The 24,283-nt window shown below is 62.7% G+C and carries 21 protein-coding genes; 6 read left to right on the top strand and 15 right to left on the bottom strand.

Translation table 11 applies throughout. The annotated features are described in order from the left end of the window. Positions 1 to 80: 80 nt before the first annotated feature. Both waaA and NUV89_RS12545 read right to left on the bottom strand, forming a co-directional pair. Positions 81 to 1,358, bottom strand: coding sequence for a lipid IV(A) 3-deoxy-D-manno-octulosonic acid transferase (gene waaA / locus NUV89_RS12550; protein ID WP_257781568.1), 1,278 nt, complete (start codon positions 1,356 to 1,358; stop codon positions 81 to 83). A 23-nt stretch (positions 1,359 to 1,381) separates the two neighbouring features. Next, entirely contained in the window at positions 1,382 to 2,272 is an 891-nt protein-coding gene (locus NUV89_RS12545; protein WP_124525528.1) for a LysR family transcriptional regulator, read from the bottom strand. 103 nt (positions 2,273 to 2,375) lie between these two features. Here NUV89_RS12545 and NUV89_RS12540 point away from each other — a divergent pair, with 103 nt between their 5' ends. From NUV89_RS12540 to NUV89_RS12525, 4 genes are read left to right on the top strand one after another with little or no spacing between them, the layout of a single operon-like run. Beyond that, entirely contained in the window at positions 2,376 to 2,711 is a 336-nt protein-coding gene (locus tag NUV89_RS12540) for a multidrug efflux SMR transporter (RefSeq protein ID WP_017734929.1), read from the top strand. 55 nt (positions 2,712 to 2,766) lie between these two features. Further along, on the top strand, positions 2,767 to 3,942 hold the full coding sequence (locus NUV89_RS12535) for an FAD-binding oxidoreductase (protein ID WP_257781567.1): 1,176 nt from the start codon (positions 2,767 to 2,769) through the stop codon (positions 3,940 to 3,942). Next, entirely contained in the window at positions 3,939 to 4,751 is an 813-nt protein-coding gene (locus NUV89_RS12530) for an aldo/keto reductase (RefSeq protein ID WP_257781566.1), read from the top strand. The genes NUV89_RS12535 and NUV89_RS12530 overlap by 4 nt, the downstream gene beginning before the upstream one ends. 41 nt (positions 4,752 to 4,792) lie before the next feature. Continuing rightward, positions 4,793 to 5,752: a metal ABC transporter ATPase gene (locus NUV89_RS12525; protein ID WP_257781565.1), complete on the top strand. Its 960-nt coding sequence runs from the start codon at positions 4,793 to 4,795 to the stop codon at positions 5,750 to 5,752. 141 nt (positions 5,753 to 5,893) lie between these two features. Here NUV89_RS12525 and NUV89_RS12520 read toward each other — a convergent pair whose 3' ends face one another. From NUV89_RS12520 to NUV89_RS12495, 6 genes are all read right to left on the bottom strand, one after another. Further along, entirely contained in the window at positions 5,894 to 6,820 is a 927-nt protein-coding gene (locus NUV89_RS12520; protein ID WP_257781564.1) for an NAD-dependent epimerase/dehydratase family protein, read from the bottom strand. Further along, positions 6,813 to 8,237, bottom strand: a complete 1,425-nt coding sequence (gene hldE, locus NUV89_RS12515; protein ID WP_026136549.1) for a bifunctional D-glycero-beta-D-manno-heptose-7-phosphate kinase/D-glycero-beta-D-manno-heptose 1-phosphate adenylyltransferase HldE — start codon at positions 8,235 to 8,237, stop codon at positions 6,813 to 6,815. The genes NUV89_RS12520 and hldE overlap by 8 nt, the downstream gene beginning before the upstream one ends. Positions 8,238 to 8,340: 103 nt before the next feature. Next, a complete protein-coding gene (gene cysC / locus NUV89_RS12510) occupies positions 8,341 to 8,949 on the bottom strand; it encodes an adenylyl-sulfate kinase (protein WP_257781563.1) in 609 nt (202 codons plus the stop codon). Continuing rightward, positions 8,942 to 9,646: a sulfotransferase family protein gene (locus NUV89_RS12505; RefSeq protein WP_257781562.1), complete on the bottom strand. Its 705-nt coding sequence runs from the start codon at positions 9,644 to 9,646 to the stop codon at positions 8,942 to 8,944. Before NUV89_RS12505 ends, cysC begins: the two co-directional genes overlap by 8 nt. 151 nt (positions 9,647 to 9,797) lie before the next feature. After that, positions 9,798 to 11,606 (bottom strand): lipid A export permease/ATP-binding protein MsbA, encoded by a 1,809-nt coding sequence (msbA, locus tag NUV89_RS12500; RefSeq protein ID WP_017734920.1) that lies wholly within the window; start codon positions 11,604 to 11,606, stop codon positions 9,798 to 9,800. An 8-nt stretch (positions 11,607 to 11,614) separates the two neighbouring features. After that, a complete protein-coding gene (locus NUV89_RS12495; protein WP_257781561.1) occupies positions 11,615 to 12,793 on the bottom strand; it encodes an O-antigen ligase family protein in 1,179 nt (392 codons plus the stop codon). 147 nt (positions 12,794 to 12,940) lie between these two features. Between NUV89_RS12495 and NUV89_RS12490 the strand changes: the two genes are divergently transcribed. Further along, a complete protein-coding gene (locus tag NUV89_RS12490; RefSeq protein WP_257781560.1) occupies positions 12,941 to 13,507 on the top strand; it encodes a toluene tolerance protein in 567 nt (188 codons plus the stop codon). On the opposite strand, the gene NUV89_RS12485 is transcribed toward NUV89_RS12490, so the two are convergent. The 7 genes from NUV89_RS12485 to NUV89_RS12455 are packed head-to-tail and all read right to left on the bottom strand — an operon-like array spanning position 13,496 to position 21,547. Continuing rightward, complete coding sequence (locus NUV89_RS12485; RefSeq protein WP_257781559.1) at positions 13,496 to 14,581, bottom strand: glycosyltransferase; 1,086 nt, start codon at positions 14,579 to 14,581, stop codon at positions 13,496 to 13,498. The genes NUV89_RS12490 and NUV89_RS12485 overlap by 12 nt on opposite strands. Positions 14,582 to 14,628: 47 nt before the next feature. Then, positions 14,629 to 15,390 (bottom strand): glycosyltransferase family 2 protein, encoded by a 762-nt coding sequence (locus tag NUV89_RS12480; protein ID WP_257781558.1) that lies wholly within the window; start codon positions 15,388 to 15,390, stop codon positions 14,629 to 14,631. 45 nt (positions 15,391 to 15,435) lie between these two features. After that, positions 15,436 to 16,392, bottom strand: coding sequence for a glycosyltransferase (locus NUV89_RS12475; RefSeq protein ID WP_257781557.1), 957 nt, complete (start codon positions 16,390 to 16,392; stop codon positions 15,436 to 15,438). Between the two features lie 17 nt (positions 16,393 to 16,409). Further along, positions 16,410 to 17,783: a PIG-L deacetylase family protein gene (locus NUV89_RS12470; protein ID WP_257781556.1), complete on the bottom strand. Its 1,374-nt coding sequence runs from the start codon at positions 17,781 to 17,783 to the stop codon at positions 16,410 to 16,412. Next, positions 17,780 to 18,676: an antimicrobial resistance protein Mig-14 gene (locus NUV89_RS12465; RefSeq protein WP_257781555.1), complete on the bottom strand. Its 897-nt coding sequence runs from the start codon at positions 18,674 to 18,676 to the stop codon at positions 17,780 to 17,782. The genes NUV89_RS12470 and NUV89_RS12465 overlap by 4 nt, the downstream gene beginning before the upstream one ends. Continuing rightward, the gene (locus NUV89_RS12460; RefSeq protein ID WP_257781570.1) at positions 18,676 to 19,806 is read right to left on the bottom strand and encodes a glycosyltransferase; all 1,131 of its coding nucleotides are present in this window, start codon (positions 19,804 to 19,806) and stop codon (positions 18,676 to 18,678) included. Before NUV89_RS12460 ends, NUV89_RS12465 begins: the two co-directional genes overlap by 1 nt. After that, positions 19,790 to 21,547 (bottom strand): carbamoyltransferase, encoded by a 1,758-nt coding sequence (locus NUV89_RS12455; RefSeq protein ID WP_257781554.1) that lies wholly within the window; start codon positions 21,545 to 21,547, stop codon positions 19,790 to 19,792. Before NUV89_RS12455 ends, NUV89_RS12460 begins: the two co-directional genes overlap by 17 nt. 289 nt (positions 21,548 to 21,836) lie before the next feature. On the opposite strand from NUV89_RS12455, the gene NUV89_RS12450 reads away from it, so the two are divergent. Then, a complete protein-coding gene (locus NUV89_RS12450) occupies positions 21,837 to 23,882 on the top strand; it encodes a TonB-dependent receptor (protein WP_257781569.1) in 2,046 nt (681 codons plus the stop codon). The last annotated feature ends 401 nt before the right edge of the window (positions 23,883 to 24,283 follow it).

Raw genomic sequence — 24,283 nt, 5'->3', positions numbered from 1 at the left:
TGCGGTAGATCAGCCAATACATGTGGTGACTGACACACCGCTTTCGCGAGCAAGCCCGCTCCCACATTTGACCTCTGTTGTCAGTGGGTGATGAGTTTGCCCAGGCTATCCAGCAAGCGTTTGAGAGCGCCCTGATTAGCTTGCATCACTGTCAAACCCGCCTGCCCCATCCTGCGCGCATCCTGCGGCAGCTCGAACAATTGGCGCACAGCCTCAGCCAACCCTTGCGCATCATCCACCTGCCGCAACGCCCCGGCATCCCGCATCATCGCGGTGATTTCGAGGAAGTTGAACACGTGCGGCCCCATTATCACCGGTTTTGCCAACGCCGCCGGTTCCAGTGGATTGTGCCCGCCGGTCGCCACCAGGCTGCCGCCGACAAAGGCGCTGTCGGCCAAGGCATACAGAAACAGCAATTCGCCCATGGTGTCGCCGAGCAGCACCGACGTTTGCGCAGTGACCGGCTCGCCCGTGGAGCGGCGCACCGTGGCGAACCCCTGCTGCCCACACAGCTCGAACATCGGCCCGAAACGCTCCTGGTGGCGCGGCACCAGGATCAGCAGCGCATTCGGATAGCTGTCGAGCAACTGGCGATGGGCCGCCAGCACCACTTCGTCTTCGCCTTCATGGGTGCTGGCCGCGATCCACACCGGGCGCTCGGTGGCGCCCCATTGCGCACGCAACGCGGCGGCGCGCCGTGGCAGTTCGGGGTCGATGGTCAGGTCGAACTTGATCGAGCCGGTAACGTCGACGGTTTCAGCACGCGCGCCCAGGCTGCGGAAACGCTCGGCTTCAGTCTCGGTCTGCACCGCGAGCAGGCTCATTTCAGCCAGCATCGGCGCCGTCAGCTTGGCAAAACGCCCGTAGCCCTTGGCCGAGCGTGCCGACAACCGCCCATTGGCCAATGCCACGGGAATCCCGCGCTGGGCGCAGGCATGGATATGGTTGGGCCACAGTTCGGTCTCCATAATCACGGCCAGTTTCGGCTGCACGCGATCAAGAAAGCGCCTGGCCGCGCACGGCAAGTCGTAGGGTAGATAGCAGTGCTGGATGCGCGGCTCATTGGCGAACAACGCCTGAATCCGCTCGGAACCGGTGGGCGTCATGCAGGTGACGGTGATCGGCAGCGTCGGATAACGCTCCAGCAACCCGCGCACCATGGGCGCGGCGGCGATGCTCTCGCCCACCGACACCGCGTGCACCCAGATCCCGCCCGGCTGCAACACTGGCAAGCCATACGAGAAGCGCTCGCTGACCCGCTTGGCATAGGCCGGCGCCTTGCGCGCGCGCAGCCACAGACGTAAAGCCACCAACGGCAGCGCCAGGTAAAACAGACAGCTGTAGAGAGTTCTATTCATGGCGGCGGAGTTTATCGGCTTTTTCAGTCAATCGCGCGTAGGCACTCGGCAAAACGTTCCGCCAGAAAACGCGCGGCCGGGCCGAGGGGTTCGTCGCGCCGCCACACCAGCTCCACCACCAGCGCCGGCGGGGTCCATTCGCTGTCGAGTTCGACCATCTGGTTTTGATAGGTCGGGTACTGCACCACATGCCGCGGCAACCAGGCCCAACCCAAGCCACGGGTCAGCCATTCGGCCAGCACGTAGAAGCTGTCCGCCCGCCACACCTGCGGGCTGGCGGCCTCGCTGCCGGGGTAGACACTGGTCTGGGTCGACATCAGCAACTGGCGGTACTGCGCCAGGCCCTGGCAATCCACGGTTTTTTGTCGGGCCAGCGGGTGATTGCGCCCGCACACGGTGACCATTTCCACACTGCCCACCACCCGCCGCTCCAACGCTTCGGGGATTTGATCGTGGTAGAACAACATGCCCAGGTCGGCCTTGCGCTCCACCAGCTTGCGTGCGACATCGCCTTGGGCGGCGCTGGAAATCTGCACTTCCAGATTGGGAAATTGCCCGGCCAGGGCATCCAGGCTGTCGAGCACCGGCTGATACAGCATCGCCTCATCCTGGGCCAGCCGCAGGCAGGCTTCTTCGCCGCGCATCAGCGACAGCGCCCGGCCGTTGAGGCGCTCGCATTGGCGCAGCACTTCCCGCGCTTCCTCCAGCAACACCGTGCCGGCTGCGGTCAAGCGTGGCTGGCGGCCACTGCTACGCTCGAACAGGCTCACGCCCAAATCGGCTTCCAGTAGCGCAATGCCATTGCTCACCGCCGACTGCGCCTTGCGCTGCCCGCGCGCCACCGCCGAAAACGAACGCTGCTCGGCGACGCTGACAAACAGGCGCATCTGTTCCAGGTTCCACTGCACGCTCATGGCTCAACCCATCTCTGATTCGGATAGGTAATGACTTTACCCCATCTGATAAAGCCCTAAAATGCCGACCTTATCAAAAGCGCTTCACACCGAGGATTACCCCATGAACCCTGCCTACTACTACTTGGCTATCGCCATCTGCTCGGAAGTGATCGCCACCGTTTCCATGAAAGCCATCAAGGGCTGGAGCACGCCGATTCCACTGGCGCTGGTGATCGTCGGCTACGGCGTCGCGTTCTGGATGCTGACCCTGGTGGTGCGCACCGTGCCGGTGGGCGTGGCCTACGCGGTGTGGGCCGGGATGGGCATCGTGATGGTGAGCATCGCCGCGCTGTTTATCTATGGGCAGAAACTCGACCTGCCGGCGATGCTTGGCATGGGCCTGATTGTGCTGGGTGTGGTGGTGATCCAGTTGTTCTCGAAAACCGCCGGGCACTGACCGCCACGCAACAGCCTGTATACTGCGCCTCTTGTCTTGAACACTGAGGTCGCCCATGCCATCCGTTATTTCCACCGACGTTCTGATTGTCGGCGCCGGGGTTGCCGGCCTCTGGCTGAATGCGCGCCTGCGCCGCCAGGGGTTTTCCACGGTGTTGGTGGAAAGCGCCACCTTGGGTGGCGGGCAAAGCGTGAAGTCCCAGGGGATCATTCACGGCGGTGCGAAATACGCCCTGCACGGCGCCCTCACCGGCGCCTCCGAAGCCATCGCCGACATGCCACGCCGCTGGCGCGAAGCCTTGGCGGGCAACGGTGAGCTGGACCTGACGGGTGTGCGCCTGTTGTCCGAAGCCCATTACCTGTGGTCCCCCGGCACCCTCGCCGGCAACCTCACCAGCTTCTTCGCCAGCAAGGCCGTGCGCGGGCGTGTCGATCAGGTCAAGGGCGACGACCTGCCGCCGGCCCTGCAAGACCGCCGCTTCAAGGGCAAGGTCTATCGCCTGGCCGAGCTGGTGGTGGACGTGCCAAGCCTGATCGAACGTCTCGCGCAATTGGCCGGCGACGGCCTGCTCGCCGGGCAGCACATCGCCCCGCTGCTGGAAGGCAACAAGCTGGTGGGCTTGACGGTCGATGGCCGCGCGATCCGCGCCCAACGCATCGTGTTGAGCGCCGGCGCCGGCACGGCGGACTTGCTGACCGCCCTGGGCCTGAGCAAGCCGGCGATGCAAAAACGCCCGCTGCACATGATCCTCGCCAAAGGCCCCGGCCTGAAGCCGCTGTACGCCCACTGCCTGGGCGGCGGCACCAAGCCACGCATCACCGTCACCACGCACCCGGCTGCCGATGGCAACTGGGTGTGGTACATGGGCGGCGATATTGCCGAGGCCGATGGCGTGGCGCGTACGCCCGAAGAGCAGATCGCCACTGCCCAGCAAGAGCTGGCGCAGTTGCTGCCGTGGATCGACATGAGCCAAACCCAATGGGCCACGCTGCGCGTCGACCGCGCCGAGCCCCTGCAAACCGGCCTGAGCCGCCCCGACAACGCCTTTGTGTTTGAGGACGGTCGCCTGTTGGTCGGCTGGCCAACCAAGCTGGCCTTGGCGCCGGACTTCGCCGATCGAGTAATCAACGCCCTCGAACGCGACGGCATCCGCCCAAGCGCAAGCGAGCCGTTTCCCGAGCTGCCAAAACCCGCCATCGGCGTACCTGCCTGGGAGCAACTGCTGCCATGAGCCTGCCAACCCTGCACGATTTGCACCGCCCTTTGGGCAGCACCGGCCTGCTGGTTTCGCCGCTGGGCCTGGGCACCGTCAAGCTGGGCCGTGACCAAGGGGTGAAGTACCCCAATGGCTTCCAGATCCCCGATGACGAGGCCGCACGCATGCTGCTGCGCCAGGCCCGCGAGCTGGGCATCAACCTGATCGACACCGCGCCGGCCTATGGCATGAGCGAGGAGCGCCTGGGCCCGCTGTTGCGCGGCCAGCGCCAGGACTGGGTGATTGTCAGCAAGGTCGGCGAAGAGTTCGACAAGGGTGTGTCCCGCCACGACTTCAGCGCGGCCCACACGCGCCTGTCGATTGAGCGCAGCTTGAAACGACTGGAAACGGATTTTATCGACCTGGTGCTGGTGCATTCCGACGGCAACGACCTGCACATCCTCAACGAGTGCGAGGTCTACCAGACCCTGGCCGAGCTGAAACAGGAAGGCAAGATTCGCGGTTTCGGCTTTTCCGGCAAGACCGTCGAAGGTGGCGTGAAGGCTCTGGAACAGGGTGATTGCGCGATGGTCACCTACAATTTGAACGAACAGGCCGAGAAAGCCGTCATTGATTATGCGGCGGCCCATGGCAAGGGCATCCTGGTGAAGAAGGCCCTGGCCAGTGGTCACGTTTGCCTCGAACCTGGAATGGATCCAATACACGCCAGTTTCATGCTGTTGTTTGCGCAAACCGGCGTTGCCAGTGCTATTGTCGGGACCATCAATCCGCTGCACCTGGCCCATAACGTGGCGACCGCTGCCCGGGTCATCCGTCAACTCTGATGCCGCCGACGCGGCCGACCCCGTCGCAAGAAGGAGCCGACATGCCGCGCACGCTCATTAGAAAAAACCCCAGCAACTTCAAGACACTGCCGCTGCACGTCGAAGCCACCCCCGAAGGCCTGAACTACCAGAGCGTCGGCATGCCGCTCAACTTCGCCCAGACCCTGCAACGGCGCAAGCCGGTGGAGGTGGCCGACCCCGAGCGTTTCGTGCTGGAACTGGCGAACCTCGGCGTGTCGGTGCGCCTGACCCTGCATTGGCAAAACAAGGATTACTGGGTGCTGGTGCGCCAGCGCCGCCAGGACCGTGGCGACGTGGTGCTCAAGCTGATCTCCGGCTATGTACCGGCCCACGAGCTGAACCTGCCGCTGCACACCGCGATCCAGGAAATTGCCGAAGAATGCCTGCTGGAGACACCCGAAGGCTGGCTTGGCGGACGTTTCAACGACACCTGGCTGCCGGCGCCCTACTCCGCCGCGCTGCATTACCGCGAAGCCCTGCCGTTTCGCCTCAGCCCGCTATCCGGCGCCGCGCGCCCGGTGCGCTGCGCCACCACCCAATTGATCGAACGGCCACGGGCCTACGTGCACCTGCCCACCGCATCGCTGCAACTGATCTATGACTTGCGCCTGGAAGTGCCGAAGGAAGCCAAGTCCCTGAGCTTGTTCCATGTGGACGAACGCCTCGAAGGCGACCAGTTGGTGGCACGCCTCGACCGCCAGCGCCCGGACCTGTACCTGATGCCGTTGAAAGACGGCCAGCCGCTGGCCGAGTTGTACACCGTGAAGAAAGACCAGCTGTACCCGGCCAGTACGCGGGGCTTGTACCTGGCGGAGAGCTTCGCCCAGCAGGAAGGCTGGCTGGTGCGCGATGAGCGGATTCGCTGGAAGGATTGGCTGCGCCAGCAGGGCTTGGCGGAGCCGGAGAAGGAGTCGAAGCTGAAGCGCCTGGCACAGCGGGTGCTGCGCAAGATAACGCCGAAGAAGAAAGCCAAGGCCTGATGAAAGTCGACTGTGGAGCGGGCTTATGTGGGAGCTGGCTTGCCTGCGATGCAGACACCTCGGTGTGTCAGATAGACCGAGGCGATGCCATCGCAGGCAAGCCAGCTCCCACACAAGCCCGCTCCCACATTTGTAATTGCGTCAGCCTTTGAGCAAGCGTTCCAGGCCAACCTTCAGCGGGGTCGGCTCAGGCAACTTGAAGCTCGCCAACAACCGCTGATTGTTCGCCCGCGAGTGGCGAATATCCCCAGAACGCGCCGGCCCGTAAGTCACCGCCGGCAACTTGCCGACAATCTCTTCCAGCGCCTGCAACACCTGCTTGAGCGTCGTGGTGCGGTTCCAGCCCACATTGATCGCACCCAACGGCGCGTCCGGCGCTTCAATGGCCTGCACCAGCACGTCGACCAGGTCTTCCACGTACATGAAGTCACGGGTCTGCTCGCCGTCGCCAAACACGGCAATCGGCACGCCCTGCTGCACGCGCTCGCTGAAGATGCTGATAACCCCGGAATACGGCGAGGACGGGTCCTGGCGCGGGCCGAAGATATTGAAGAAGCGGAAAATCACCGGTTCCAGGCCATGCTGGCGGCGGTAGAAATCAAAGTAGTGTTCGCCGGCCAGCTTGTCCGACGCATAGGGCGTCAACGGCGCCTTGGTGGTCTCTTCGTCAATCGAAGCGCCCTCGCCGTTGTTGCCGTACACCGCCGCACTGGAGGCGAAGACCACGCGCTTCACGCCCGCCTTGCGCATCGCTTCGCACACATTCAGGGTGCCGACAAAATTGCTCTGGTGCGTGCCGACCGGATCATCCACCGACGCCTGCACCGACGCCACCGCCGCCAGATGCACCACCGCCGCCGTGCCGACAGCGGCACGTGCCACCAGCTCGGCGTCGGCCACATCGCCTTCCAGCAATTCGACACGCGGGTTGTCCAACGCCAGGTTGCTGCGCTTGCCGGTGGACAGGTTGTCCAACACGCGCACACCGTAGCCCTTGGCCAACAATGCATCGACCAGGTGCGAGCCGATAAAGCCCGCACCACCGGTAATCAGGACACACTTACTCATTGTTGCGGATCTTCTCGACGATGGCCGTGGTCGAGCTGTTTTCAACCAACCCCAGCACTTTGACCGTGCCGCCGTAGGCGCTGACGATGTCGGCACCGACCACTTGGTCGACGGAGTAGTCGCCGCCCTTGACCAGCACGTCGGGCTTGACCTGGGCCAGCAGGTTTTCCGGGGTGCCTTCGGCGAAGCTGATTACCCAGTCCACTGCGCCCAGGCCAGCCAGCACGGCCATGCGCCGATCAACGCTGTTGATCGGCCGGCCAGGACCTTTCAGGCGGCTGACCGAAGCGTCGTCGTTGACCGCCACGATCAGGCGATCGCCTTGGGCGCGCGCCTGTTCCAGGTACGTCACGTGGCCGGCATGCAGGATGTCGAAGCAGCCGTTGGTGAACACAATGCTTTCGTTGTGGGCACGGGCATCGTCAATCGCCAGGAGCAATTGCTCGATCCCCAGCACGCCGCGCTCCGAGCCTTCGGAACGCTGGATCGCGCGGCGCAGTTCCGGCGCGCTGATGGCGGCGGTGCCCAACTTGCCCACCACGATGCCCGCTGCCAGGTTGGCCAGGGCCACGGCGTGGGGCAATTCTTCGCCGGCCGCAATCGAGGCGGCCAGGGTGGAAATCACCGTGTCACCGGCGCCGGTGACGTCGAACACTTCACGGGCACGGGCCGGCAGGTGCATCGCCGGATGATCCGGGCGCAACAGGGTCATGCCGTGCTCGCCACGGGTCACCAGCAAGGCGCCGAGGTCGAGGTCGGCCATCAATGCCGCGCCTTTGCTCACCAGCTCGTGCTCATCGGCGCAACCGCCGACAATGGCTTCGAACTCGCTGAGGTTCGGCGTAATCAGGCTGGCGCCACGATAAATCGAGAAGTCCTTGCCCTTGGGGTCGGCCAGCACCGGAATGCCTTTGGCCTTGGCAGCCTGGATCAGCGCCTGATGGTTCTTCAAGGCGCCTTTGCCGTAGTCGGACAACACCAGCACCTTGATGCCTTCGAGCAACTCATCGACCTGACCACTGAGGGCCAGGGCGTCGGTGGCGAAGGGTTCTTCAAAATCGATCCGCAGCAATTGCTGGTGACGGCTCATGACCCGCAGCTTGACGATGGTCGGCTGATGGGCGATGCGCTGGAACAGCGCGCGCACGCCGGCACCGCGCAGGCTGTTGGCCAGGCTGTCGGCGGCTTCGTCGTCGCCGGTCACGCCGACCAGGGAGGCCGGTGCGCCGAGGGCGGCAATATTGAGGGCAACGTTGGCAGCGCCGCCTGGGCGGTCTTCGATTTGCTCGACCTTGACTACCGGTACCGGCGCCTCAGGGGAAATCCGTGAGGTACCACCATGCCAGTAACGGTCGAGCATGACATCGCCGACCACCAAGACAGGGGCTTGATCGAATCGCGGCATGGACAACTTCATGGAGCAACCCACATACAAAATGAACAGGGGCGCGATATTAGCACAGGGTGAGCGCCGCCTTGTCCGAGAGCTTTATCTGTAAGACATCCGGCCGCGCAACTGCTCACTTTTTAAACAGAACCGCCAGGATGTGCGCCACGGCTGCGGCCAGTTCGACCTCGTCGGTGTTGATTTCGCAGTCGGCTTGCCGGGGGGCTTCATAGGGGCTGTCGAGCCCGGTGAAGTCCTTGATGCGCCCATCCAGCGCCGCCCGATACAGGCCCTTGGGATCGCGACGCACACAGATCGCCAGCGGCGTGCTGACATACACCTCGAAAAACTGCCCCGGCCCGAACAGCGCCCGCGCCGTCTCGCGGTCGGCGCTGAACGGCGAGATCGCCGACACGATCACGATCAGCCCCGCGTCCACCATCAGCCGCGCCACCTCGCCGATGCGCCGGATGTTTTCCTTGCGCGCCACCGCGCCCATGCCCAGGTCGCTGCACAGCCCGGCGCGCACGTTGTCGCCATCGAGCACAAAGGTGTGTCGGCCCAGCTCGTTGAGTTGCACTTCCAGCGCATTGGCCAGGGTCGACTTGCCCGACCCCGACAACCCCGTCAACCACAGGCAACACGGTTGCTGGTGCTTGAGCGCGGCGCGGGCGGCCACCGTCAGCGACAGGGCGAAGGGGCGCACGTCGGCAACGGCGCTGGAGAGCGACGAATTATTCATAGCCCAAGACCTCGTAATCGCGCTGATAGGCACGCCTGACCAAACGGCGCGTGCGCGAGGAACAGAAGTCCCTGACCGGCTCGCTGCGGCGCTCAAGGGAAACATTGAGATGGGGCAGCGCGGTATTCAGCCCAAGGTGTTCGCACACGCGACGAAAATCCCGCTGCAAGTGCTCCTGGCGCCCAAGAAAATCCATGGACATACGCCCCAGGTGATCCACCAGAAAGTCCGTCTGCGGGGCAAAGTGCAGTTGCCGGCGCAGGTTGTCCGGGTGCAGCCAGCCGGCGACGAAATGATCAAAGTCGCGATAGCTGCACACCAACGCCTGGGCCTCGCGATCCCGGCTGCCCATGCTGTTGCCGCGCAGATAGGTGTACGCCGAGTAGGCGCGTTCCAGCGGGTCACGTACGAAGGCGAACTTGAAGCTATCGGCGCAATGCCCGGGGAATTGCTGCTCATACCAGTGGTACGGCAAATGCCCCGGCCAGCGCCCGTCCAGCAGCGCCGAGCAGACACTGCTGCCGGCGCATTTAGGCACATGAATGAACACACAGGCATGTTTGACAAAGGCGGGCGGAAGGACGGTCAGTGCCGACATGGACTTGTTGACCGCCTGCCGATCCACCACCGACAAACGCCCCAGCAAAAAAGCCCGCTGCTGTTTGGGCAGCAGTTTCCAGAACAGACGTTGCAACATTCCATTACCCACGCAAGAAGGTTAGCCCTCTCGTTCGTCATTCGAATCGAGAAGGCCAACATAACAAACGACAGGCGGTGAATTATTTGGCTTTGGTCAAGCCTGTAAGGGGCTTGATACAAAAACGGGGCGCATTGCGCGCCCCGTCTTGTCAGGTGATGTTGGCCGTTGCCGGCTCATCCAGCCCCATGGCGTGCAGGCGGGAGTAGTAGCCCCCCATCGCCAGCAGCTCAAGGTGTGTACCGCGCTCGACAATTTCGCCGTGATCCATGACCAGAATCAGGTCGGCTTTCTCGATCGTGGACAGGCGGTGCGCGATCACCAAGGTGGTGCGCCCCTTCATGACCTTGTCCAGCGCGGCCTGGATATGCCGTTCGGACTCGGTGTCCAGCGCCGACGTGGCTTCATCGAGGATCAGCAGCGGGGCGTTTTTCAGCAGCGCACGGGCAATCGCCAGACGCTGGCGCTGGCCACCGGAAAGCAGCACGCCGTTTTCACCGACTTCGGTGTCGAGGCCCTTGGGCAGCTCGGCGATGAAGTCCATGGCGTAGGCATCCCGCGCCGCTTTCTCGACATCTTCACGCGGCGCGCTGGCCAGGTCGCCGTAGGCAATGTTGTTGGCCACGGTGTCATTGAACAGGGTCACGTGCTGGGTCACCTGGGCCACGTGGCGGCGCAGGTTACGCAGGCGATAGTCCTCGATTTCCACGTCGTCGAGGAGGATCTCGCCGGTCTCGTGGTGATAGAAACGCGGAATCAGCGCGGCGAGCGTGGACTTGCCACTGCCCGAACGCCCGACCAGCGCGACCATCTGGCCTGGCGCAGCGGTGAAGCTGATGTTCTTCAGCACTTCGCGCTCGGTGCCGGGGTAGGTAAAGCTCAGGTTGCGCACGTCCAGACGACCGCTGACCCGCTCTTTCTCGACGGTGCCGGTGTCCACTTCAGGCTCGACATCCAATTGCTCGAAGATGCTCTCGGCACCGGCGACGCCCTTCTGGATGGTCGAGCTGACTTCCGACAACTGGCGGATCGGCTTGGGCAACAGGCCCGCCGCGGTGATGTAGGCCACCAGGTCGCCAGCTGTCGCATCGCCACGCAGGAACAGCACCAGGAACATCAGCGCCGCCATCGCGGTGTAGATCACCAGTTGCAGCATGGGCGTGTAGACCGCACCGGTCTTGGTCATGCGCATCTGTTTTTCGGTGTTGCTCATGCTCGCCTTGGCAAAGCGCTGCTCTTCGTAGGTTTCCCCGCCGAAGCTGCGCACCACGCGATAACCCTGGATCGTCTCCGAGGCCACGTGGGTCACATCACCCATCGCCACCTGGATTTTCTTGCTCTGCTTGCGGAATTTCTTGCTGGTGCTGCCGACCATCATGGCAATGATCGGCAGGATCGCCAGCATCACCAGGGTCAGTTTCCAGTTCATCCACAGCAGGTAGCCGAACAGGAACACCACCGTCAGGCCTTCACGGATCACGACCTTGATCGCATCCGTGGCGGCACCGGTGACCATGGTCACGTTGAAGGTGATGCGCGAGATCAGGTGACCGGAACTGTGGGTATCGAAATAACGATTGGGCAGTACCAGCAGCTTGTTGAACAACTGCACCCGCAGGTCGTGGACCAGGCCCAGGGAGACCTTGGCCAGGTAGTAGTTCCCCAGGAACGAGCCGAGGCCCTGCCACGCGGCGATCAATACGATCAGCAGCGGCACGGCCATCAGCAGTTTCAGGTCCTTGAGGTACGGCACGCTGGGGAAAAACACCACGTCCGGGTTGCTCAGGCCGTCAACGAAGTATTTGAGGATCCCGGCCAGCATGGGCTGGGTGGACGCGAAAATCACGAAACCGACGATGCTCACCAGGAACATGCCGATGTAGGGTTTCACATAGCCCAGCAGCCTGAAATAGATTTTCAGGCTGGATTCCTGTTCCGCTTTGGGCGGTGCGTCACTCATTGTCGAGCTCACTGATTAGGTAGGGCGGCAACTTTATCACAAGCATCGGGTTTGGCCCGAGCCCAGACCAAAACACTGGCCAGCGCCACCGGCAGCCAGGTGATGAACCATTCGGCCCGCGGTGTACCGGTGAGGCTTGCCGCATCGAATTGCATCGCCAGGGTGGAAAACACCCACATGCCGATGATGCCTTTGCCGTAATGGGTGTCGCGCACCTTCCAGGCTTGCCACAGCACGCCAAACCACACCGCGCACCACAGCAACAAGCCCGGCAGGCCCAGTTCGATGGTCACGTGGGTGAACAGGTTATGGGAATGGTCGAAACGGTGGTTATCCCACATCAGGAAGTAATCACCGCCCAGGCCCAGGCCGGTCCACGGACGCTCGCCAATCATCTGCATCGCCGCCATGAAAATCTGTGGGCGGAACGATGCGCCGCGGGACAGCATCAGCGACTGCATGGACACAAACACCACGATTGCCGCCACCGTCGCCGCGATCGCGATCAGGCTGCTGCGCCGGTCGCGGCACCACAGCGGCATCGCCACCACGCTCAACAGCAGGGCCAGTGCGGCGCCACGGCTCTGGCTCGCCACCACAAACAGGCCGAGCAAGCCGACCGCCACCAGGCAGGCCACTTGCATCCAGCGGCCACGCGGTACCCAGTGCAACATCCACACGGCTGCCAGGCCAATGACATAGGCGCCGAGGATCGGGTGCGACAACTGCCCCAACCCCTCAAGACGGGCGTACCAGACGTTGCCGTCAAGGCCATAGAACTTAATCATCGCCAACAGCGACGACAGCGCCAGGCCAAAGCCACCCCACTGCATCAGGCGAATCACCTGCTCGGTCCGGCCTTGGACAAACACCGGGAAGAACAGCAGGAACACGCCGATATAGAGCAAGCGCTTGGCTTCACGGGAGCCATCCTCGGCATTTGTCCAGAACAGGCTTATCAAGCCCCAGGCAGCCAGCAACCCAAGCGCCACGCAGACCCAGCGCTGGGCACGCCAGACTTCCTTGAGCTGCTCACGGGCAGACCAGGCAAAGACCATGGCAGGCAGCCACAGGAACAGCGTCAGCCCTTGTTGATAAATCTTATTGGTCGGCGCAAAGGTGATCGCCAGTAAAAACCACAGCAACCCCAGACTCATCCATCCCCGCGCCCAACGACTTGCTTGCATCACCCGCTCCTAATACGGTCAACCTGCCAACCCGGCATGGTTAAAACCCAAAACTTTCGGCATCATTACCGATCACTGTGCCCGCGACTTCCACAAGGCTTTTCGACGATGCAATGCTCAAGGCTTCCCCAAGCCACTTTAAATACGATGATTGCCGGCGCCAAAATCCTGGAGAAGGACAGCTACGGCCCCAAAGTCTACCTTCTGGCGGACGGGAACATCCTTAAACTGTTTCGCCGCAAACGGTTTTTTTCTTCCGCATTGTTTCGCCCGTACTCCAAGCGTTTCATCGACAACGCGATCGGGCTGCAAAAACGCGGCATTCCCACCCTCACCGTGCTCGACAGCTTCCAACTCGATGCACCGGGCATGACGGCTGTGTTGTACCGGCCCCTGCCGGGCGAGACCTTGCGCCAGATCGCCAACAAGGAAGGCTTCGACTGGGAGCAGAACCTGGAACCACTGGTGGCGCTGATTCGTCGGCTGCACACGGCCGGGATCTACTTCCGCTCCCTGCACCTGGGCAACATCGTCGTGACGCCGGACAACCAGATGGGCCTGATCGACGTGGCCGACCTGCGTTTCCTGCGTGCGCCGCTGAGCCCGGCGCTGGTCAGGCGCAACCTGCAACACTTCGCCCGCTATATTGCACGCGAGAAGCTGAACGAGCGCTTTCCGATGCAAGCGCTTGAACACGCCTTGCTAGCGGGGTGACAGCAAGCGCCGGGCCGTGGCCGTAAAGTCCTGCCAGGCCTGCTCCGGCGCAAGCGCCTGCAACTGAGCCTGCGCCGCCGCCTCAGGGCCCGCCGCGAACGCCTGCTCCAGCAGGTGGGCCCAGGCGTCTACATCGTCAGACGGCGCATACCAGCCCGCGTCCGCCAATTGCTCGCGAAACACCGCCAGCTCACTGGTCAATACCGGCACGCCAGCCATCACCGCTTCTTGCACAATCAGCCCCAAGCCCTCCGCCGACGAGGGTATTGCCACCCAGTCAAACGCGCGGTACAGGGTGGCCGCTTCGGCCAGGTGCCCGGGCATGAAGACCTTGCCACGCAAGCCCAGACGTTCGATCTGCGCTTCCAGATCCGCCCGCGCCGAGCCTTCGCCAACGATTACCAGGCGCGCATCGGCGCGCTGCGTGATGACCCCGGCAAACGCCTCCAGCAGACACGAGAAGCCCTTGCTGCCCACCAACCGGCCAACGGCACCCAACACCGGCGCATTGTCCAGCGCCAGGCCCAGCTGGGCACGCGCTTGCTCACGGGCAAGCATGGCCGCGCGAAAGACACCGGGGTCGAAGGCGCTGCGCAGCACCGCCACCGGCCGCTGCAAGTCACGCTGGAGTGAGTCGGCCAGGGTCTGCGACACCGCCGCCACCGTCAGCCGGGATTCGGCGAACTGTTCGAACAGCCGGCGATCCGAGCTGCGCGTACGCGTCATGCCATGGAACAGCACCACGGCGCGCACCTCGGGCAGGTTTTTGAGCACCGGCAGCAGCACCCGCGCCACGCCGATGCCATCGAGCAGCACAACCTTCACGTCCTCAGGCAGCGCCCGGCGGAAACGCGCCTGCATGCGCGGCACCAGCAGCTTCCAGAAGTGCCGCCCCTTGAGCTGGGCAGACGAGAGGTTCCACTCCAGCGCCCCGTCGCCGGCTTGCGCACCACCCTGGAGCAACCAGGTATGGACGGTTGCGCCGCAATCGACACTGCCAAGCACTTGCTGATGAACCTTCTGCACGGAAGCGAATGCAGTACCACCAGCCCACATGATGTTGAGGATGCTCATTGAAAAATACGGACCTTCTGCGGACGTTCTGGAGGCGTGTTCGTGTTTCAACCGAGCAACCAGCCGGTCGCGATGCCCAGCAGCAGCACCGCGACCAGCTTGATCCGCTCGCGTCGCTTGCGTCGGGCCTTGTTCAAGCGCTCGGCCGATGTCGAGACATGCAACCCGAAGCCCGTGTGCAGCACCGCGTCGCCCTCAAGGGTCACGGCCATCAGGTTCAGCTCGGCGTACCGTCGCGACAAGCCCTTCTCCCCTTCAAACCCTGCATACGGCGCGCACAAGCGGTATTCCTTGATACGTCGCAAACCGGGGTTCAGGGAAAACGCCTGCCATTCCGGCTTGTCGGAAATCAGCGGGTAACACGGCACCGCACCGATCAGCTCACGCGGCCCCAGGCGGATATAAGGGCTGTGCACCTGCAAGTCATAGACAAAGTTGCGCAGCCACACCTGGAGAATATCCGGGCGTAGCTCCAGCACTGTCTTGGAGTCCTCGACAAACCCCGGGCGATAGAACTCCCAGTCATCTTCACAGTGGAAAATATAGGGTGTCGTCACCGAAGTGTAAGCCAGGTCGATGGACGCCAACTGCCCCAGCTTCGGGCGATTGACGAAGAAAGTGCAATGATCCTGCCAATGGGCGGGAACGGACTGGCGCACCGCATCATCACCGGAATCCTCAGTGATGAAGACCTCGCGGATATCCGCCGTATTGAAGGCGTCGAAGCTCTCAAGCGTGCGCTTCAACAGGTCAAAGCGACCGCAGCTGGTCACAACAAGGGTGATGTCGCTCTGTTCGGAAAATCGCACGTGGGCACCAACAATAAATGGCCGCATTCAACGACCCGACGGATGTTACACGCCCAGCTTCAGGCGCAACTTTTCCAGCAGACTCAAGGGTGCACGCGGCCGCAACGGCGGTTCCAGCGCTTCGACAATGCGTTGGCCGATACGCGCAAAGCTGAACTGGCTGACGGCCAGGTCCTGGCCGTTACGCGCAATCTGCGCCGCCAACTGCGGATTGGCGCGCAACTCGGCGAGCTTTTCCTGCAACTGTGGGATGTCTTTATAGAACACCACGTTGACCTTGTCTTCGAAACCCAGGGCCTGGTTTTCCGCCGCGCCCTGGTCAAACGCCAGCAGCACGCAGCCACAGGCCATGGCCTCGAAATTCTTAATCATGTATTCGCCCATGCCCACATCGGCACTGACAAAAAAACGAATCCGATTGAGGGTCGCGCAGTACTCCTCACCGGACTTGGTGCGCGTCACCACCAGGGGCTCGACCTGCGCCAGCTCATCAAGCAACGCCTTGCGCCCACTGTAGGCTACGCTGTTGGTGCTGCCGACAAACGCCAGCTCGATGTCGCGCTCACGTTCCTGCGGCTGCAACAGCGCCTGGTCGTAACCCTTGGGCACGAACACCGCGTCAAAGCCTTCCTCACGCAAACGCTGAGACACCATAAAACCCGAGCTGATAACCCGCGCCCACGGCAAGCGGCGGTAATGCGCGCTGAATTTTCCGGTGTACTTGCAGGGGATGTAATTCTGGTAGGCATCGTGTTCGAGGATCACCAGGTTGGGGATCGTGCGGATAAACCCGGCCTGGCGGATCTCCTGCTTGAAGCGCAGGAAGAAGATGATGCGGTCGTACTGGGTCACATCCACTTCACGGCGAAAGTAACCGCGCAGGTTGCGCTGCTCGGCGCTGCTCAACCAGCGGGTATCGCAGTCGCAGTGCTCGGCAATGCCTTCGTAGAGACGATCAAGGATGGCGCGCTGTTCTTTCTGCACCAGCAATAAAACTTTCATGTTCTTCCTTTCACAGGTCACAAACGCCAGAACAATTCATGCCGCCGCACGGCCTTGCGGAAGAACTCGTTCTCCCCATAAGGCGAGCGCGCGCGCCCGGCCAATAAACGTTGCAACAGGCGCCGCACGCGTCGCTTGAAGGGCGGCGCCGGTTGCAGATCGTGCATCATGCCCAGCGCCATGGCCTTGTCACGCTGCTGCGCCAATGTCAGTGGCAGGCTGCACGGGTGCAGTGCCTGGGTTGCATCGAACAACGGCGGCAAGGCAATGCCGTGGCCCGCATCGCCCATGGGCCAGCGGTCGTTGTCATGCAGGTGGTTGGCGTAGCCGAGGATGGTGGTCGGCTGCCACTCCAGACCTTGCAGGGCTTCCATGACGGCACTCTGCGCACAGATGTGGTCAGGGTGCGGGTCCAGCGCCGAGTACGGCAGCACGATGACTTCCGGGCGCGCCATCAACAACACTTGGCGCAGATCGGCCAACAGGTTGTTCCAGGTCGGCAGGCCGTCGCTGTCCGCGGGCAGCGGGAACGGGTTGAATTGGCGAAACGGGCGCACGTCCGTCAGCTCGGCTTCACGGGAGGCAAACGGCAAGTCCGGCGCGGCCTGCATCGCCTGCAATTGCAGGCAGAAGTAGCCCAGTTGCACACAATGCGCCTGCGGCACACCGGCCCACAGCGGCACGGCAATGCTGTCCCAGGCACGCAGGCGGCCTTTGATACGCGCGGCTTCCACCGCGTCCAGGCCCATCTGCTGGTAGTGCTCGGCTTCGATTTCGCCCGCCGTGAGGGTGACGATCCAGGGTTTTTCCGCCTGGCTGTACAGCCCGAAAGCGGCCAGTTCGGCATCGTCGGCGTGGGGCGCGATCACCATGACGCGCTGCTGGCGAAAGTCCGGGTGGGTCCAGGCCCACAGGCGCGGCGTGCCGAGCAGGCGGCAATGGCGACCGCGCAGGTGCAGCTCGCTCAACGGCAAGCCGCTGAGGTTCAGGTAGCGCACACCGTTGACGCCACGTTCGAAGGTTTGCCGGTCGTCACCCAGCTCAATGCTTGGGTCAAGAAAGCGTCCCAGCCAGGTGCTTTTGACCTTGATCGCCAGTACCAGCGTGGTGTCCGCCTCCACGGGCTGATCCAGCACCAAGCGCCCGTTCTCCAGGCGCACACCCGCCAGCTCGGCATCCGCCGAGAACCGGTATTGATAGTCTTCGTTGGGCGCATAAAACAGATGGTCGGCAAACCAGGCTTCGTGGGCGACCCAGGCCAGCACCGCCAGCAGCAACGGCAACCACCAGGCCACCAGGATGCCCACCAGCACCAGCAGCAACACGCCGACCATCAGCGCCGTGCGCTTGTTGCGCCGGTGACGCTTGAGCAATTGCTGCTTGCGGGTCATACGCACAATACCTGCACAGGGTTGCACCAACGGTCCTTGTATTCGCGGTCGGCGCGACCGAAGGAAAACCGCAACGGCTTGCCGACTTCACGGGCCTGTTCCCAGGCGCTTTGGGTATTGAGAAAACTCAGCACGCTGCCAGGGCTGAAGGCGCGGGTTTCGGGGTCGACCCCGCCGTTGACGTACTCCACGCTGATCCACTCCGGCGACTCGACCCGGTACACCAACTGGATGGCGATGGGCGCATCGTTGAGAAAGATCACCGAGCCGATCAGCCACTCGCGCAGCAACTCGATCACCTCTGCCAGACGCTCGGCGCCCGTGGCTTTAAAGCCCCAGCGGCGCAGGAACAGGTCGCAGTAGATGGACGCCAGCTCCGCGCTGGAAAACTCGCTGACCGGCCGCACCACGCCGCCCGCCTCTTCCAGCAAACGCAGTTCGCGGCGCTGGTTGTAGCGAAACTTCTTCGACAGTTCTTCCGGGGTACGCGCCATGGCCAACTGCTCGGCCTGGGGCTTGAGGCCGCTGAAGCGGCCTTCGTTGAGCGTCGACAGGTAACGCGCACGCTGGCGCAGCGGCGCCTGCGCATCGGCGGCGGCCGGCAGGATGATCTCGGCATTGCCCAGGTCAAACAGGCCCTTCTTGCCGCTGCGCTTGAGCACGTCCTTGGACAAGGCCAGGTCGCGCCCCCACGTGGCAATGCACGCCTTGAGTTCACCGGCCTGTTCCCAGGCCAGGTAACGCACGGGAATATCCGCCAGCCCGGCCAGGCGCTCGATCACGTGCGGATGCGTCGCGACGCTGCCGCCAAAACGCTGCCAGGCCTCGCTGTAGGCAGGTGCATCGACGACGGACCAGCCACGCTCGCGCCAGCCTTGGAATCGATTGAGCATCAAGCCCTCGCGGTCAGTTCAATAACGTGTGGCAGTTGCCAGAAAGCGTCGCGCACCGCCTGGTCCGAGAACCGTGCGTGCAGGCGCTCCAGCATCATCTCGGCGCACTGGCGCTGCTGCTGTTGATCCATCCCGGCCAGGTGCCCCAGGCCTTGGGCCAGGTGCTCGGCATCGCCGAAGGGGAACAGGATGCCCACGCCTTCGACCACCTCCTTGGCACCGCCGCAGGCCGTGGCCAGCAACGGCACGCCGGCGGCCATGGCTTCCAGCAGCACCATGCCGAAGGGTTCGTGGTCGGAGCTCAGGGCAAACACATCAAAGGCGCGGAAATAGCGGCGCGCATCCGGCACTTGGCCGAGGAACCGCACCTTGTCGGCAATCCCCAGCTCGCGGGCCAGTTCCTTGAGGTCCTGCTCCAGGCGACCGGTGCCGAGAATCGCCAGGCGGCTTTCGCCGGGCAACTGTGGCAAGGCCAGGGCGAAGCCCTTGAGCAGCGTGGCCTGGTCCTTGTCCGGGTGCAGGCGGCCGACGTTGCCGACCACCCATTCATCCGGCGAGAGCCCGAGGGCGTCCCGCGCTTCATCCTTCGAGACCTGCAATGCTTGCATGGCCTCGACATCGATGCGGTTGTACAAGGTCTGGATACGCGCCGCCGGCCAGCTCGGCAGGCAACGGCGGATGTCGTCGCGCACGGCGTCGGAGACACCCAGCAAGCTCAAGCGCTTGCGGAAAATCGACGCAAACAGGCGGCGGCCACGGCGCTGGTAATCACCAAACGCGTGGTGCACGCCAATCACCTGCAAGCGCGTGGCGAGCAAGGCGACGTAGATCGGCTTGGCGCGGTGCGCGATGCAGAAACTGAAATTGCGCGAGGCCGCGATCTTGCGCAGCTCGGCGATGGCGCCCAGCTTGAGGCCACGAATGGCCTTGGAGCTGAACTCCATGAACAACACTTCATCGGAGGCGCAACCGGCCGCGACCTCAGGGTCGGCGACCCCGGTGAGAAACACCGTGGTCACCTTGTAGCCCTTGCCCGCGAACAGGCTGGCGTACTGACGGGCACAATCGAGGAACGGCCCGTCATAGCCGTGGCAGAACTGCAGGACGTGGCGATCAGCCGAGCGTGTCATAAGGGTCCACGCCATCCTTGACCACCAGGATGTCTTCCATGATGAGGTACTGCAGGTCGGAGCCGAAGAACATGTCCAGCGCGTCTTTCGGCGAGCAGATCATCGCTTCGCCACGACGGTTGAGCGAGGTGTTCAGCGACACGCCGTTGCCGGTCAGCACTTCCAGCTCTTTCATCATGTCGTAGTAGCGCGGGTTGTATTCGCGCTTGAGCACCTGGGCGCGGGAGGTGCCATCTTCATGGACCACTTCCGGCACGCGGGTCTTCCACTCTTCCGACACTTCAAAGGTGAAGGTCATGAACGGCGCCGGGTGATCGACCTTAATCATCTGCGGGGCCACGGTGTCGAGCATCGACGGGCAGAAAGGCCTCCAGCGCTCGCGGAACTTGATCTGGTGGTTGATGCGGTCAGCCACGCCGGTGGCGCTTGGGCAACCGATGATCGAACGACCGCCCAAGGCACGCGGACCAAACTCCATGCGGCCCTGGAACCAGGCCACCGGGTTGCCGTCGACCATGATCTTGGCGATGCGCTTAGGCATGTTCTCGATCTTGCGCCATACCGGCTTGCTCTCGTGCTTGGCGCACGCGGCAATCACTTCTTCGTTGCTGTAGGACGGGCCGAGGTAGACGTGTTCCATCTTCTCCACCGGCACACCACGGGCGTGGGACACGTAGGCCGCTGCACCCACCGCAGTACCGGCATCGCCGGACGCCGGTTGCACAAACAGCTCTTTCACGTCGTCGCGGGCAATGATCTTCTGGTTCAGCTTCACGTTCAGCGCGCAACCGCCGGCGAAGGCCAGCTTGCCGGTGTCCTTGAGGATGTCGCCCAGGTAGTGGTCGATCATCTGCAAGGCCAGCTTCTCGAACAGCGCTTGCATGCTGGCGGCGTAGTGGATGTACGGCTCGTCGGCGATGTCGCCTTCGCGCTTGGGACCCAGCCACTCGATCAGTTTTGGCGAGAAGTAGAACCCCTTGCCCTTTTCTTTGTAGCGACGCAGGCCGATGACGTTGGCGTAGTCGGTGTTGATCACCAGCTCGCCATTTTCAAACGAGGCCAGGCGCGAGAAATCGTATTTGCTGGCGTCGCCGTACGGCGCCATGCCCATGACCTTGAACTCGCCGTCGAGCATCTCGAAACCGAGGAACTCGGTGATCGCGCCGTACAGGCCGCCGAGGGAGTCTGGGTCGTAGAATTCCTTGATCTTGTGGATCTTGCCGTTCTCGCCGTAGCCGAAGAACGTGGTGGCGTACTCACCTTTACCGTCGATGCCGAGGATCGCGGTTTTCTCCTGGAAGCCGGAGCAGTGGTAGGCGCTGGAAGCGTGGGCCAGGTGGTGTTCAACCGGTTCGATCTTGATTTTCTTCGGATCGAAGCCCAGTTGCTCCAGGCACCAGACGATCTTGTTGCGATAGCGCTTATAGCGCCGGTTGCCCATCAGGATCGCGTCAAGGGCGCGGTCCGGGGCGTACCAGTAACGCTTGGCGTAGTGCCAGCGCGCCTCGCCGAACAGGCTGATCGGGGCGAATGGGATCGCCACTACGTCAACGTCGGAAGGCTTGATGCCGGCTTGTTCCAGGCAGAACTTCGCCGATTCGTAGGGCATGCGGTTCTTTGCATGTTTGTCGCGTACGAAGCGCTCTTCTTCGGCGGCCGCGATCAGCTTGCCGTCGATATACAAGGCTGCGGAAGGATCATGGCTAAGGGCGCCGGACAGGCCAAGAATCGTCAATGCCACAGGGGTCTAGCCTCTTTTAGTCTGCATGCAGGCGGGTTACGCCGCGAAAAAGTGTGCTTCCCGCCTGGGCGAGAAACAGCTAAAGGGCGGGATTATAGCTTAAAAGCAGTGGGGAGCTGTTAGCGGCAAGCTGCAAGGCGATGGGTGTCGTCAGGTAGCACGGTTCTAAAGTCGCAGCCGGAGGATTCGTTAAACAGTGACAGAATCGCTAGAATCCCGCGTTTGCCGCACCTTACCTGGTTATCTGATGAAAATTGTGGGTCCCGTTCACTTCACCTTTATTGCCGGCATGCTCGGTTTTTGCAGCCTCGCGATGGGCGACGAAATGCCGCTGGTCCTCGACCCCAGCGTCATCACCGGCTCGCGCAGCGCCAGCCCGACGTTTGACCTGCCGTACTCGGTGGACGCCATCAGCCGCGAACAGATCAGCGATGGCCAACTCGGTATCAATGCGTCCGAAGTGCTGTCCCGTGTCCCCGGCCTGGTGGTGCAGAACCGCCAGAACTATGCCCAGGACCTGCAAATCTCTTCCCGTGGCTTCGGCGCCCGCTCGGCGTTTGGCGTGCGCGGCCTCAAGCTGATCGCCGACGGCATCCCCGCCAGCACCCCGGACGGCCAGGGCCAGGCGGCCACGTTCAACCTCGACACCGCCGAGCGCATCGAAGTCCTGCGCGGCCCGGCGGCCACCCTTTACGGCAGCAACGCGGGCGGCGTGATCCAGATGTTCTCCCGCGACGGCGAAGGCCCGCCGCGCATCGGCGCCGAAACCCTGGTGGGCAGCGACGGCATGAGCAAAAACCACCTGACCGCCGAAGGCGCCGCCAACGGCGCGGGTTTCGTGCTCGACGCCTCGCGCATGGACACCGACGGCTACCGCGACCACAGCAGCGCACGGCGCGACCAGACGTTTGCCAAGCTCAACTTCCAGCCGGATGACGACAGCAAGCTGGCGCTGATCTACAGCAGCCTGGAGCAGAACGGGACGCAGGATCCGTTGGGGCAGACGTGGGACGCGTACAAGGCAGACCCGCGTTCGGTGGCGGCCGGTGCGCTGACGTACAACACGCGCAAAAGTATCGATCATCAGCAATTGGGGATGAATTACGAGCGGTATATCGGCGATGCGACGTTGCAGGTGAATGCGTATACGGGGCGGCGGAGTGTGATTCAGTACTTGTCGATTCCCAAAGGCACACCGGCCAACGAGCGTGGCGGCGGCGTCGTGCAATTTGACCGCAAGTTCTATGGTGGCAGCGTGCGCTGGATGCAGCCCATCGAGAGTGCACCGGGCGAGCTGATGATTATCACCGGCCTGGACTTCGATCAAAGCGAAGACAGCCGGCATGGCTATCAGAACTACAGCGGCACGACCCTCGGTGTAAAAGGCCAGCTACGTCGTGATGAAATCGATACCGCGCGCAGCCTTGATCCGTATATCCAGGCCAACTGGGCCCTGGGTGACTGGACCCTGCAAGCGGGTGTGCGCCACAGCACCATGGAGCTGGACGTTGACGATCAATACTTGAGCAACGGCGACTCCAGCGGCAATAAGACCTATCAGAAAAACACGCCGTCGATGAGCGTGATGTACGCCTTCACGCCCGAGCTGCACGGCTATGTCAGCGCCGGCAAAGGTTTTGAAACACCGACCCAGGCAGAATTGGCCTATGCGCCAGGTAACGTCGAAGGCTTCAACTTCGGCCTTAAACCGTCTGAAAGCACTCAATATGAAATGGGCCTTAAGGCGCAGCTGAACAACACACGGATCAACGCGGCGGTATTCCAGATCACCACAGAAGATGAGCTGGTGGTCAGCCAATCGCTCCAGGGCCGTACCAGCTACCAAAACGCCGGCCGCACCCTGCGCCGCGGCTTCGAACTGGGCATCGAAAGCCAACTCAGCGAACAGTGGAGCACCAACCTCGCCTACACCCGCCTGCAAGCCACCTACGACAGCGACTTCGTCAACAACGCGAAGACTATCGAGAAGGGCAACTATCTGCCCGGCGTGCCGCAAACCACCCTGTTCGCCGAACTCAACTGGAAGCCCCGCGACTGGGTCAGCACCGCGATCGAAGGCATGTACCGCAGCAAGGTCTATGTCGAAGACACCAACAGTGAACGTGCCGCTCCGGCTTATAGCGTCTTCAACTGGCGGGCCCGCTTCGAACAGAAGGTCGAGCACTGGACCTTCCACCAGACCCTGCGCCTGGACAATCTGCTGGACCGCCAGTACGTCGGCTCGGTGATCGTCGGCGACAGCAACAACCGCTACTACGAAGCCGCCCCCGGCCGCTCGTGGTACGCCGGTGCCGGCGCCGAATACACATTCTAAAATCACCACAACTCAAATCTGGAAGCAGGCTTGTGTGGGAGCTGGCTTGCCTGCGATAGCGATGCATCAGGCACTGATGTGCAAACTGACACGCCGCCTTCGCGGGCAAGCCCGCTCCCACATTTGGATCTGCATACATCAGGAACTTGCGGCAGGACGCCGGTTTGGCTTGTGTGGGAGCTGGCTTGCCTGCGATAGCGGTGTATCAGGCACTGATGTGCAAACTGACACGCCGCCTTCGCGGGCAAGCCCGCTCCCACATTTGGATCTGCATACATCAGGAACTTGCGGCAGGACGCCGGTTTGGCTTGTGTGGGAGCTGGCTTGCCTGCGATAGCGGTGTATCAGGCACTGATGTGCAAACTGACACGCCGCCTTCGCGGGCAAGCCCGCTCCCACAT

It is taken from the genome of Pseudomonas sp. 18.1.10 (assembly GCF_024655625.1).
Lineage (GTDB): Bacteria > Pseudomonadota > Gammaproteobacteria > Pseudomonadales > Pseudomonadaceae > Aquipseudomonas.
Note: the sequence above shows the minus strand (reverse complement) of the source record. Positions and strands in the feature narration are given on the sequence as shown.